This window comes from Rhodococcus sp. 06-156-4 (assembly GCF_002259345.1).
In the GTDB taxonomy this organism is placed as follows: Bacteria; Actinomycetota; Actinomycetes; order Mycobacteriales; family Mycobacteriaceae; genus Rhodococcoides; species Rhodococcoides fascians_E.
Map to the genome: position 1 here is coordinate 234288 of NZ_NPGB01000008.1, position 12046 is coordinate 246333.

Annotated in this window: 15 protein-coding genes; 8 read left to right on the forward strand and 7 right to left on the reverse strand. The window is 64.7% G+C overall.

Annotated elements, in window-relative coordinates; translation table 11 throughout:
* Positions 1 to 53: 53 nt before the first annotated feature.
* From CH290_RS04320 to CH290_RS04330, 3 genes are all read right to left on the reverse strand, one after another.
* The gene (locus CH290_RS04320; RefSeq protein ID WP_019667890.1) at positions 54 to 1289 is read right to left on the reverse strand and encodes an MFS transporter; all 1236 of its coding nucleotides are present in this window, start codon (positions 1287 to 1289) and stop codon (positions 54 to 56) included.
* A gap of 13 nt (positions 1290 to 1302) precedes the next feature.
* Positions 1303 to 1758, reverse strand: a complete 456-nt coding sequence (locus CH290_RS04325; RefSeq protein WP_020113344.1) for a MarR family winged helix-turn-helix transcriptional regulator — start codon at positions 1756 to 1758, stop codon at positions 1303 to 1305.
* 91 nt (positions 1759 to 1849) lie between these two features.
* Positions 1850 to 2413 carry an Rv1733c family protein gene (locus tag CH290_RS04330; protein WP_019667892.1) on the reverse strand — a complete coding sequence of 188 codons (564 nt, stop codon included), beginning with the start codon at positions 2411 to 2413 and terminating at the stop codon, positions 1850 to 1852.
* 175 nt (positions 2414 to 2588) lie between these two features.
* On the opposite strand from CH290_RS04330, the gene CH290_RS04335 reads away from it, so the two are divergent.
* On the forward strand, positions 2589 to 3260 hold the full coding sequence (locus CH290_RS04335; protein ID WP_019667893.1) for a lysoplasmalogenase family protein: 672 nt from the start codon (positions 2589 to 2591) through the stop codon (positions 3258 to 3260).
* Here the strand turns inward: CH290_RS04335 and CH290_RS04340 are convergent.
* On the reverse strand, positions 3225 to 3677 hold the full coding sequence (locus CH290_RS04340; protein ID WP_027499101.1) for a hypothetical protein: 453 nt from the start codon (positions 3675 to 3677) through the stop codon (positions 3225 to 3227). The genes CH290_RS04335 and CH290_RS04340 overlap by 36 nt on opposite strands.
* Positions 3678 to 3765: 88 nt before the next feature.
* Between CH290_RS04340 and CH290_RS04345 the strand changes: the two genes are divergently transcribed.
* The 5 genes from CH290_RS04345 (at position 3766) to CH290_RS04370 (ending at position 7903) form a co-directional block, all read left to right on the forward strand.
* Positions 3766 to 4569: an SDR family oxidoreductase gene (locus tag CH290_RS04345; RefSeq protein ID WP_033188617.1), complete on the forward strand. Its 804-nt coding sequence runs from the start codon at positions 3766 to 3768 to the stop codon at positions 4567 to 4569.
* A gap of 110 nt (positions 4570 to 4679) precedes the next feature.
* Positions 4680 to 5294 carry a DUF6636 domain-containing protein gene (locus CH290_RS04355; RefSeq protein ID WP_230620899.1) on the forward strand — a complete coding sequence of 205 codons (615 nt, stop codon included), beginning with the start codon at positions 4680 to 4682 and terminating at the stop codon, positions 5292 to 5294.
* The gene (locus CH290_RS04360) at positions 5291 to 5959 is read left to right on the forward strand and encodes a TrmH family RNA methyltransferase (RefSeq protein WP_020113349.1); all 669 of its coding nucleotides are present in this window, start codon (positions 5291 to 5293) and stop codon (positions 5957 to 5959) included. Before CH290_RS04355 ends, CH290_RS04360 begins: the two co-directional genes overlap by 4 nt.
* A gap of 43 nt (positions 5960 to 6002) precedes the next feature.
* Positions 6003 to 7115, forward strand: coding sequence for a glycoside hydrolase family 76 protein (locus CH290_RS04365; RefSeq protein ID WP_033188619.1), 1113 nt, complete (start codon positions 6003 to 6005; stop codon positions 7113 to 7115).
* 14 nt (positions 7116 to 7129) lie between these two features.
* Positions 7130 to 7903: a trans-aconitate 2-methyltransferase gene (locus CH290_RS04370; protein ID WP_019667900.1), complete on the forward strand. Its 774-nt coding sequence runs from the start codon at positions 7130 to 7132 to the stop codon at positions 7901 to 7903.
* Between the two features lies 1 nt (position 7904).
* Here CH290_RS04370 and CH290_RS04375 read toward each other — a convergent pair whose 3' ends face one another.
* Positions 7905 to 8555, reverse strand: coding sequence for a DedA family protein (locus CH290_RS04375; protein WP_033188616.1), 651 nt, complete (start codon positions 8553 to 8555; stop codon positions 7905 to 7907).
* Between the two features lie 30 nt (positions 8556 to 8585).
* Entirely contained in the window at positions 8586 to 9329 is a 744-nt protein-coding gene (locus CH290_RS04380; RefSeq protein WP_019667902.1) for a VTT domain-containing protein, read from the reverse strand.
* A gap of 170 nt (positions 9330 to 9499) precedes the next feature.
* Here CH290_RS04380 and fbaA point away from each other — a divergent pair, with 170 nt between their 5' ends.
* On the forward strand, positions 9500 to 10540 hold the full coding sequence (fbaA, locus tag CH290_RS04385; RefSeq protein ID WP_019667903.1) for a class II fructose-bisphosphate aldolase: 1041 nt from the start codon (positions 9500 to 9502) through the stop codon (positions 10538 to 10540).
* Between the two features lie 84 nt (positions 10541 to 10624).
* Here fbaA and CH290_RS04390 read toward each other — a convergent pair whose 3' ends face one another.
* Positions 10625 to 11419 carry an Rv0361 family membrane protein gene (locus CH290_RS04390; RefSeq protein WP_019667904.1) on the reverse strand — a complete coding sequence of 265 codons (795 nt, stop codon included), beginning with the start codon at positions 11417 to 11419 and terminating at the stop codon, positions 10625 to 10627.
* A gap of 165 nt (positions 11420 to 11584) precedes the next feature.
* Here CH290_RS04390 and CH290_RS04395 point away from each other — a divergent pair, with 165 nt between their 5' ends.
* On the forward strand, positions 11585 to 12001 hold the full coding sequence (locus CH290_RS04395) for a DUF3151 domain-containing protein (protein WP_026348265.1): 417 nt from the start codon (positions 11585 to 11587) through the stop codon (positions 11999 to 12001).
* Positions 12002 to 12046 lie beyond the last annotated feature (45 nt).

Genomic DNA, 12046 nt, shown 5'->3' on the forward strand with positions numbered 1-12046 from the left:
AACTGTTACTGATGGTGTTGGTGTGACGAAAGTAAACACCAGCGGGAGAAATCTCAGTCGCCGACGGTGACTGCCCGGGCCTCGTCGACACTGTGAGGTGCGGGGTCGTGATCGTCGACGTGGGCGAGGACCTTGCGGCCGGTCGACAGGACGACGATCGCCAGCAGGGTGCAGACCGCGCCGACCCAGAACGGGACATGAGCGTTGCTCTCGCCCAGCTTGCCCGCGAGGTACGGTGCTGCCGCGCCGCCCACGAAGCGGACGAAGCTGTAGGCCGCCGAGGCGGTCGAGCGCTCCACGGGTGCGGAGATCATCACGGTTTCGGTGATGAGCGTGTTGTTCACGCCGAGGAACAGTCCGGCGACGACGGTGCCGACGATCAGTACCGTCTTGTTCTCGGTGAACAGGGCCATCACTCCGAGGTCGACGGCAAAGAGGAGCAGCGAAAGCATCATCATGTTCAGAGTTCCGTACGCGCGCTGCAACTTCGGGGCGAGGAACACCGATGCCACGGCGAGGCACAGGCCCCAGCCGAAGAAGATGAAACCGATGCTGTACGTGCCCATGTCGAGCGGAAACGGGGTGTAGGCGAGGAGGGTGAAGAAACCGTAGTTGTACAGAAGTGCGGTGATGCCGACGGTGAGCAGTCCGCGGTGGCGAAGTGCACGGAACGGATCGAGTATCGACGTCGTGTGAGCGGGCTTGGGAGTGTCCGGCAGCATGACGATCAACAGAATGAACGCGACGGCCATCAGCGCCGCAACGCCGAAGAACGGTCCACGCCAGGAGAATCCGCCGAGCACACCACCGACGAGCGGTCCCGTTGCGATGCCGATACCCAGCGCTGCTTCGTACAGGATGATCGCGCGCGCGACGCCTCCCGATGCGGCACCGACGATCGTCGACAACGCAGTTGCGATGAACAACGCGTTTCCGAGACCCCAGCCGGCGCGGAACCCGATGATCTCACCGACTGATCCGGAAACTCCTGCGAGAGCAGCGAATACGACGATGATGGCAAGACCGGCCAGCAGTGTCCGTTTCGGGCCGAAGCGGCTGGACACTACGCCGGTGATGAGCATCGCGACGCCGGTGACCAGCATGTAGCTGGTGAACAGCAACGACACCTGGGACGGTGACGCATCGAGTTGTTCGCCGATGGGTTTGAGGATGGGATCGACCAAGCCGATACCCATGAAGGCGATGACACTCGCAAAAGCGACTGCCCACACGGCCTTCGGCTGTTTCAGCAAGCTCTCGGTGTTCGTACTCACGGCTGAGTTCCCCACGACGAGGTTCCTTTCAATCCGTGATCGACGATTTGAGCACGCTGCGAAGCTCGCTCAGTCCGTCGGTCAGTTTCTGTAGTTGCTCCGGGTCCAGTTCGGACAGGTACGGCAGCAGGCCGTCGGCGATCTGGCGTCGTCCGGCGGCCAGCCATTCGGCGCCGGCGTCGGACATCCGGGCGACGACCGCGCGCGAGTCGCTCGGGTCGGTCGTGCGTTCGACGAGCCCGGCTGCGGCGAGCTTTCCCAGCAGCGACGTCGCCGACGGCTGCGAGCAGCGATCGAGGCGAGCGAAGTCGCTGACTCGTAGGGGTTGGTATTCCTCGAGGAGGGACAGCGCTCGCATCCAGGCCTTGGGCCACTCGTCGGAGCCGAAGTGCGCGGCGAGGCGAACGAACCGGGACGATCCCGTGACCAGCTCGGAGAGCAGGTCGCGGAGATGCTGATCGGAAGACGGTTGCTGCACTCCCATAAGCTTACATAAGCTAACTATATTTGCAAACCGGCGATGGAAACGAAAAAGTCCCGGCCGTGTGGCCGGGACTTTCACGTAGGTACGACGTTCAGCTCAGGCTGTTCTCGTCCATGAAGTTCTTGATGGCGAGGTCCCAGTCCGCGTCGCGCTTGTTGTCGAGGCGGAACCGGGTGGCGGAGTAAATGCCGTAGAAAAGGAGTCCGGCCAGGAACAGGCTGCCGATGCCCGTGAAGGCGGCGGCGGCGATGGCGTCGGAATTCGACAGTGGCTGTGATGCTCGGATGCCGTTGTCGTCGACCCAGATATCCACTTCGGTACCCACCGGCGAGCCGCTCACGACGGACACCTGGCCGGTGTGCTCGACGCCCTGGTACGTCCAGGTGGCGTCGACGGTGGAGCTGCTCTGCGAGCTGAAGTCGGACTGAACGAGCGGCGAGGGGGGAGTGACGGACACGGTCTCGGCGGTGACGGCGTGCCGGGTGTACTGCTGCGCGGAGACCTGCTCGTTCTGGAACGACAGCGTCGTCATCGCGAGCCACGCAGCAACGGGAAGCATCAGAATCGTCAGGGTGGTGAGGATGGTCTTCAGCCGTGCCTGGATGCGGTCGGAGCGACGGAGCAGCGGGTTCGAAGCGTAGGCGAGACCTTCCATGGTCGCCCTACGATCATCGGTGTGTTTCCTGCGCATTGTCGTCCCAACGTGTCGAATCGTGTGTTTACCTTCCAACGATGACAAGGTGTACAGCCCTGAATCAAGGCGAAGGGGCCAGCATCACACAATTGGTTAGTTCAACGAATGGTCTGGTCGACGAACTCGGAGTGCCTCGATGAACCGCTCGACGTTGTCCAGAACGGCGTTCGCCTCGGCGTCGGCAGCCACGGTGCTCGGAGCGGTCCTCGGCGCAGACAGACTGCATCGCTTCGCGAAGCCGTTGATCGCTCCATCGCTGATGGCGGGGTTGCCCAAGCCTGCGTCGACGCTGGGTCTGGCGCTCACCGCAGCAACCGTCGGCGACGTTCTTCTACTCGACCCGGACGACGATTCGCGGATCCTGCACGGCGCGGCCTCGTTCGCTGTGATGCAGGGGTGCTACTGCGGGCTTCTTCGCGCTCGAGGTGCACGCGTCACCGTATCGGCGGCGGCGCCGCGAGCGGCGGGCTGGCTTCTCGCGGTCGTGTCGATGGCAACGCGTTCGCCCGACGTCGCACCCGGCCTCGGCGCGTACGGACTGACGCTGGCATCGATGTCGACGCTTGCCGCGGACCCGACGCTCGTGCCCGGCGCGAGAACGGCGGCCGGCGTCGTCGTTCCCGGTGCGGATCCGGCGTCGAGAATCGCTCTCGGCGGTGTGCTCTTCACGGTGTCCGACGCGTTGATCGTGGCTCGGCGGCTGCTGTTGACCACGGAGTCGCATCGGCGAGCGGCGGAGGGAGTGATTCTCGCGACCTACGCGGTGGCTCAGCTATTCCTCGTCGAAGGTCTGTCTCGGAAGAAGTAGAACGCGGTGGTGGTCGTCCGGATCGACCATGATCGGCACGACTGCGCCTTCGGCGAACCTCGAGATCTCCGAGCGAGGGATGGCGTAGACGATGCGGCCGGAGAACGACTCCGAGCCGGGCACGGTGAACTGCAGTTGAAGTTCGCTTCGGGTGTCGTCGAGTGGGTGCACTTCCTCGATGGTGGCCCAACCTTCGACGCCGTTGCGGGCGATCTGTCGCTGTTCGGCGGTCCGTCGGTTCGCCACCAGCATGGACAGGCCGAGCGCAGCTCCGAAACCGGCGATCAGAGCGGCAAGTTGGTAAGGCAGGGTTCCCGGGGGCGCCGACGGTCGGAACCACAGCGCCCACACCGCCAGGACGGCGACGTAGCCTACTGTGACGACTACTATCGCGCGCAAAGTTCGTTTGTGATTCACCCACATCTCCTACAGGCCACGTCCAGAATAGCCCTGAAAAGTTGTCGGAGGTCTTACCGATAACCCTGGTAACGCCTATTCTGTCGAGGTGTCTACACCAACTGTGTTCATCACCGGCGCTGCTGCCGGGATCGGACGATCCACTGCTCTGAAGTTCGCTCGCTCCGGATACCTCGTCGGGGCCTACGACATCGACGAAACCGGGTTGGCGTCGCTCGGTAAGGAGATCACCTCCGCCGGCGGACGCGTCGTGACGGGAACCCTGGACGTCACCGACCCCAAGCAGTGGGAGGCTCGGTTGAAGGAGTTCGACGCCGAGGCCCACAGCCGGCTCGACGTCCTCGTCAACAACGCAGGCATCCTCGTCGCGGGCCAGTTCGAGGACATGCCGCTCGAGGTGCACAAGCGTCAGATCGACATCAACTTCAACGGCGTCGTGTACGGCACTCTCGCTGCGTTCCCCTACCTCAAGGCAACCAGAAACGCCCAGGTCGTGAACCTGTGCTCGGCGTCGGCCATCTATGGTCAGCCGGAGCTGGTCACCTACGGCGCGACGAAGTTCGCCGTACGCGGTGTCACCGAGGCGCTCGATCTCGAGTGGGCCAAGTACGACATTTCCGTCAAGGCCATGTGGCCGCTCTTCGTTCAGACCGCGATGACTCAGGGCGTCTCCACCGGAACGACCAACTCGCTCGGCATCAAACTCACCGCCGACGATGTATCCCAGGCGATCTTCGACGCCACCCGCCCCGCGAAGGGACTGCGGCGGAACAAGGCACTGCGCAAGGTTCACTTCCCGGTCGGATTGCAGTCCAAGGCGTTGTCGCTCGGATCCAGGTTCTCGCCGGCCTGGCTCACCCGCGAAGTCAACCGCCGCCTGAGCCACACCTGATCCTGCTCGACCCATCGACCCCTGCCACGCACCACCGAACGGCACGGGTTTCGGTTCGCCGGTAGGGTCGCTCTGCAACATGATGAGCGAAAGTGGGGTCGGGTTCTTTCATGGCGAGAGCGCGCTTGAAGAAGCGTTCGGTACTGGCAGCATCGGTGGCGATCGTGGCCGTACTGTCCGCGTGCGGTAGCGAATCCGGTGCGGATGCGACGTCCGCACCGGCTACCACGACGACAACCGTCGCGCCGCCGACGATGACGGTGGAACCGGTGTTGCCGCCGCCGTCCACCGAAGCCCCGCCGCCGCCCCCGCCGGAACCCGCACCCGAGCCCGCGCCGCCGCAGACGACGTACGCGGCACTCGACGGTGCGTACTACTTCTCCTCGCCGGACGGGTTGTTCCAGTGCGGGATCGTCACGCTGGCCAGCCGTACCGAAGCGGGCTGCCAGGGCACGACGTCGCCGGTTCCTCCGCGGCCCGAGGACTGCATGATCAGCTGGGGCAACGGCATTCGGGTCACCAACGAGGGTGAGGCCGAGTTCATGTGTTCCGGTGGTGCGGTGTACACCTCGGGCGGCGAAACGATCGATCCTCCGCTCGCAGTCGGGCAGGTCATCAACGCCGATGGGTACTCCTGCGAGTCGACGGCCGGCGGCATCTCGTGCACCAACGACGAGACCGGTCACGGCTTCCGCATCGCCGCCGACAGCAACGAAATCTATTGAGCGACATCGATGTACCAGGTCCGACCGAGTGGGGAGACAACCCCAACGGCGTCGGACCGTGGGAACAGCACCACGACGAACCCCGGCCGACGGGACCGCAGTTCGATCCCGAGCTGCTCGACGCCGGTGACCGGCGCAATGTCGTCGACGCCTACCGCTACTGGACGCGGGAGGCCATCGTCGCCGACATCGACACGAGGCGTCATTCGCTGCACGTCGCAATCGAGAACTTCGCCAACGACGCGAACATCGGGACGGTCGTGCGCACCGCCAATGCGTTTGCCGCGCAGGCGGTTCACATCGTCGGGCGGCGCCGCTGGAACAGGCGCGGCGCGATGGTCACCGATCGATACCAGCACATCCACCACCACGACACCGTCGACGACCTCCTCGCCTACGCCGCCGCCGAGGGTCTGACGGTCGTCGCGGTCGACAACACGCCGGGTTCGGTGCCGATCGAGACCGCGGAACTTCCGAGGGATTGCCTGCTGCTGTTCGGGCAGGAGGGGCCTGGGGTGACCGAGGATGCACGCAACGGCGCGTCGATGACGGTGTCCATCGCGCAGTTCGGGTCCACTCGCAGCATCAACGCGGGCGTCGCCGCCGGAATCGCCATGCACTCGTGGATCCGGCGTCATGCCGACTTGTCACAAGCCTGGCCCTGACTGTTTGTGCTTCGCCCCCGGGCAAGTGGCAGGATTGCCGATCATGCAGGAGCTATGGGCGCAGCGCGCGGACGCTGCGGAGGGGGCCGTCGTCGCGCGACACGTGCGTCGATTGTGGGGCTTGCCCGGTACGGCGCTCGGCGTCGTGGCGTGGCCGCCTGTTCGGCGGGAGCGACTGTTCCTGAAGTGGCATTACTGGTGGCAGGCGCACCTGCTCGATTGTGCGGTCGATGCAGCGAGCCGCGAGCCCACCGCCAAGCGGCGCCGCCGAGTGACCAAAATTGCTCGTGCGCACCGCATTCGAAACATCACCGGCTGGACCAACAACTATTACGACGACATGGCCTGGCTCGGGCTTGCTCTCGAACGGGCCCAGCGGCTGCATGCCGTCGGCAACCGCGTCGGGATCCAGAAGATCGAGATGGAGCTCTTCGACGCATGGTCTCCGCAGGCAGGAGGCGGCATCCCCTGGCGCAGGGGCGACGATTTCTACAACGCCCCGGCCAACGGACCCGCCTCGATTCTGCTGGCCCGGACGGGCCGGTTGTGGCGAGCGCAAGCCATGGCCGATTGGATGGACGTCACGCTCAAGGATCCCGAGACGGGTCTGATCTTCGACGGCATTCGTACCGGTGACGTGCTCGATCGTGCGATCTACAGCTACTGCCAGGGTGTGGTGCTGGGCATCGAAACGGAACTTGCGGTGCGGCTGGGGGGTCCGCGTCATCGTGCCCGGGTGCACGCGCTGGTGACGGCGGTGGACGATCGGCTGTGTCGTGACCTGGTGATCGTTGGAGGGGGAGGCGGCGACGGCGGTTTGTTCGACGGCATCCTGGCCCGCTACCTGGCGTTGGTTGCGACGACGTTGCCCGGCGACAGCGACGACGATCGGTCCACCCGCGCACTGGCCGCGTCGATCGTGCTCGCGTCGGCGGAGGCGGCATGGGAGAACCGCCTGGAAGTCGAGGATCATCCACTCTTCGGTGCAGCGTGGGAATCGCAGGCCACGCTTCCCGGGCCCGGGCATTCGGTGGCGAAGTTCAGCGGCGGAACGGTGCGTTCGTCGGCGGTGCCCGAGCGCGATTTCGCGGTGCAGCTGAGCGGCTGGATGTTGATGGAGGCCGCGTACACCGTGGCGGACGCAGGCTTTCGTTAGCTAAGGTACTGGCTATGGGGACTTCGTGGAATCCGACGATATACGGGCACTACGCGGACGAGCGGACTCGTCCGTACTACGAACTGGTCGCTCGGATCAGACACGAATCACCCGATACCGTCGTCGACCTCGGATGCGGCACCGGTGTACAGACCGCCACGCTGGCACAGCGGTGGCCGACGGCCCACATCACCGGACTCGACTCGTCGGCCGAGATGGTGGCCGACCAACCGTCGGATCTGCCCGCCGGCGTGACCATCCGGCAAGGAGACATCTCCGATTTCGACGCGACCGGCGTGGACGTCGTCGTGTCCAATGCGGCCCTGCAGTGGGTGCCTCACCACCGAGAGCTCCTGGCGACGTGGGCATCGCAACTGGGCGCGTCCAGCACCCTTGCCTTCCAGGTTCCGGGCAACTTCGACGCTCCCTCTCACGTCCTGATGCGTCGCCTCGCGGAATCCGACGAGTGGGCGTCGACTCTGAGCGGCGTTCTACGCGGAGGTGGCAGCGTCGACCCCGCCGAGCAGTACGCGTCGGCGATGCTCGACGCGGGATTGACCGTCGACGCGTGGGAGACCAGCTACGTCCACGTTCTGCAGGGCGAGGACCCGGTGCTGCGGTGGGTGACGGGAACGGGCCTGCGGCCCGTCCTGGATGCACTCGACGACGAGACCCGGCCGGTGTTCGTCGAACAGTATCGAGACCTCCTGCGCGACGCGTACCCGTCGACCGCGTCGGGAACGCTGTTTCCGTTCCGACGCATCTTCGTCGTCGCCCGTAAGGACTGAGTTATTCGAGGACTTCTTCGACCTCGATGGTCTCGGAAGGCTTCGACATTTCCTTGCGGTACTGCCAGATGCCGACGCCGGTGCCGAAGACCAGAAGCACGATCATCCCGATCAGAACCGCGGGCAGCAGCCACGGCACCATGTCGAGGAAGCTACCGAAGTAGAACCCTGCCAGCAGTAGAACCGGCGCCCAGATGATCGCGCCGAGCGTGCTGGCGATCGTGTAGCGGCGATGGTTCATCTTGGCTGCGCCCGCGACCATCGGGCAGAGCGTCCGCACCCAGGGAATCCAGCGGGCGACGAGCACGGCCCAGAAACCGTGCTTCTCCAGCAGCAGGTTCACCTTGTGCAGGTTCTTGGTGTTGAGGTACTTGCCGTTCTTGCGCGCGACGAGTGTGGAACCGGTGCGGTGCCCGATGACGTACCCCACCTGGTTGCCTGCGATGGCCGCGATCATCGCGCCGACGGACAACGCCCATATGTGGCCGGTGCCCGATGCATGGGTGGCCATGACGATTCCGGCGGTGATGAGCATGGAGTCACCGGGAAGGAACAAGCCGATGATGACGGCGCATTCGATGAAGACGAAGGTCACCACCACGAGCCACACCACGAGCGGGCCTGCGGTTTCCAGTGGGCCGAACTGACCCATTGCCTCGATCACGGTTGCAACACCCGCACTTTAAGCGCTCGGACGGTCCTGCTGGGTCTCGATGGCGTCTGCGGCCTCCGAGAGCGGTGTCTTGCGGGCTCGGACCATGCGCTTGCCGACCTCGATGACGATGGGCAGAACCGAGACGAAGACGATCAGCAGGAAGATGTAGTCGACGTTGTCGCGGATGAACTGGATCTGTCCGAGCAGGTAGCCGAGCATGGTGACGCCTGAGCCCCACAGGATGCCGCCGACGACGTTGTACGTCACGAAGATCGAGTACTTCATGTGCGAGGCGCCTGCGACCACCGGCGCGAACGTACGCACGATCGGGACGAAGCGCGCCAGGATGATCGTGATCGGGCCGTGCTTCTCGAAGAACGCGTGCGACTCGTCGATGTACTTCTTCTTGAAGAACTTCGCGTCGTTCGACTTGAACAGCGCAGCTCCACCCTTGCGTCCGATGAAGTATCCGACCTGGTCGCCCGCGATGGCGGCGATCGGGATCGTGATCAGAAGGACGCCGATGGGCGCGAACGGCGGGATCTCGTCGGACTTCGATGCGGCGATGAGGCCGGCGGTGAAGAGGAGAGAGTCACCCGGGAGTAGCGGAAACAGCAGCCCCGATTCGATGAAGACGACGAGCAGCAACCCGACCAGCACCCAGGTGCCGAACGAGTTGAGCAAATTCACTGGATCGAGAAACCCCGGCAGGAGCGCCAGGTTCGTCGTCACAGATTCCGAGGCGGCAAGAAGACTCACGGCGCCCACCATACCGGCCGAACCTGGGCCGACCTGAACAACAGCTGGTGAATTGCCACCGGTGTGATGTCCGATTAGTCACGTTCGGGCCGGGAGTGATCAGGTGGGTACCGCGACAGGCGCACCGGAGGCTTGCCATACTGCAACGGACAATCAATCTCTTCACATGGAGGAATGACGCCGTGCCGATCGCAACTCCCGAGGTCTATGCCGAGATGCTTGGCCGGGCCAAGGAACACCAGTTCGCCTTTCCAGCGATCAACTGCGTTGGTTCCGAGTCCATCAACGCCGCAATCAAGGGTTTCGCCGACGCTGGAAGCGACGGCATCATTCAGTTCTCGACCGGTGGTGCCGAGTTCGGCTCCGGCCTCGGCGTCAAGGACATGGTCACCGGTGCAGTAGCGCTGGCCGAGTTCGCTCACGTCGTCGCAGCCAAGTACGACGTCACGATCGCGCTGCACACCGACCACTGCCCCAAGGACAAGTTGGACACCTACGTCCGTCCGCTGCTGGCCATCTCGCAGGAGCGCGTCGACGCAGGCCGCAACCCGCTGTTCCAGTCGCACATGTGGGACGGTTCCGCAGTCCCGATCGACGAGAACCTCGAGATCGCCAAGGACCTGCTCGCCAAGGCAGCAGCTGCCCGCATCATCCTGGAAATCGAGATCGGTGTCGTCGGCGGTGAAGAGGACGGCGTCGAGGCCGAGATCAACGACAAGCTCTACACCTCCAACGAGGACTTCCTGAAGACCGTCGAGGCACTCGGTGCGGGCGACGCGGGTTCGCGCTACCTGCTCGCCGCGACGTTCGGCAACGTGCACGGCGTGTACAAGCCCGGCAACGTGAAGCTGAAGCCGTCCGTCCTTGCCGACGGCCAGCGTGTGGCGTCGGAGAAGCTCGGCCTCGCTGCCGGTTCCAAGCCGTTCGACTTCGTGTTCCACGGTGGATCGGGCTCGGCGAAAAGCGAGATCGAAGAGGCTCTGGACTACGGCGTCGTGAAGATGAACGTGGACACCGACACCCAGTACGCATTCAGCCGCCCCATCGCAGGACACTTCTTCAGCAACTACGACGGTGTGCTGAAGGTCGACGGCGAGGTCGGCAACAAGAAGGCCTACGACCCGCGTAGCTACCTCAAGAAGGCCGAGGCCGGTATGACCGCCCGTGTCATCGAGGCGTGCAACGACCTCAAATCCGCAGGTCGCAGCGTAAGCGCTGGCTGACCCACGCGAGTGGAGCGGAGCCCGCGGATCACTCCGCAGGCTCCGCTCCCGGTAGGCCAGGGTCTGTCTCCACTCCCACGAGGGTCAGCAGACCTTCCAGGTTTCGTCTTCCAGCCGCAGATCGAACGTCCGAGGTGACCGCTCGTTCGGATTCGCTTCGGTGTACGCGATGATCTGCGCGATTGCAGTGTCTCCGGTGATCTGAACGGCATCGATGCCTTCCATCACCGGCACGTTCCCCTGTTCGACGGCGACGCGGTGCACGTCCGCGAACTCCGCATCCGGGATGTCCCGGTAATACGTCGCCAGGTCCCCGCACGACGACGATCTCAGCGTCGCAAGGTCCCCGCTCGCCAACGCCTCGGTGAACGACGTGACCGATGTTCTGATCTGCGCCTCCGGCGAATTCTCGCCGCCGTCACGCGCCAGATAGAAGAACGCGGCGGCACCGACTGCGACGATCACGACGACGGCAGCGGCCAGGGCGCCCAGCCAGCGCTTGCTCGTCTTCCGCGCCGGAGCGGAGCCTGCGGAGCGACCAGAAGGCTGCGGACGAGGACCGGTCTGCTGAGGTACGGGCTGGGGCGTCGGACGCGCCGTCGACGGTCCGGCGGTTTGTTGAGCCGGACGGGGAACCTCCCCGCGAGCCGGAATGCGCTGCGGTACAGCGTGGGGTCGCGGCGCAGGCCTGACAGGTGGCTCGACGGTAGGAATCGCGGTCGTCTCGGCCTCCGACGCGTCGGGTTGGGAAGCCTCGGCGTCTTTCTTGTCCTGAGGCGTGGCGTCCTTGTCCTGAGGCGTGGCGTCGGGGAGTTTCGGCGGGGTGGGTGTGCTGTCCGACGTGTCGGGTTCCGACTTCGTTTCGTCCTTCTCCGACACCTGGTGCTCCCTACTTCATTCTTCGACTCTTTCGAAAACGAAAGCCTAGTGGCCGAGGGTGGGTGGCCGGTTGCAGGCGAGGCGAGTGTCGGGCTCGAGAGCGCTGGACGCGGGACCACCGGGTGGAGGGCACAGGAGCATTGCGTGGAGGGCACAATGGTCCCCATGACTTCATTCGGTGACTTGCTCGGACCGCAGCCGACGCTTCTGCCCGGCGACGACGAGGCAGAGTCCGCACTGCTCAACCACGAGGATCCGGCGAAGGTCGCGGCGGAGAATCCGACGGCGTCGATCGCCTGGGCATATTTGGCCGAGGCGTCGTTGGACGCGGGTCAGACCATCACTGCGTACGCCTATGCGCGCACGGGGTATCACCGCGGGCTCGATCAGCTCCGCCGCAACGGATGGAAGGGATTCGGGCCGGTCCCGTACAGCCATGAGCCCAACCGAGGATTCCTCCGCTGCGTCGCTGTTCTCGCGAAGGCTGCGCGTGAGATCGGCGAGAACGACGAGTACGCGCGGTGCCTCGACCTCCTCGAAGACAGTGATCCCAAGGCTGCGGAAGCTCTCGGGCTCGGCTGATCCTGCTGTAACGACGCTGCGTCCGACGGCTCGGCGGGGTAGGGC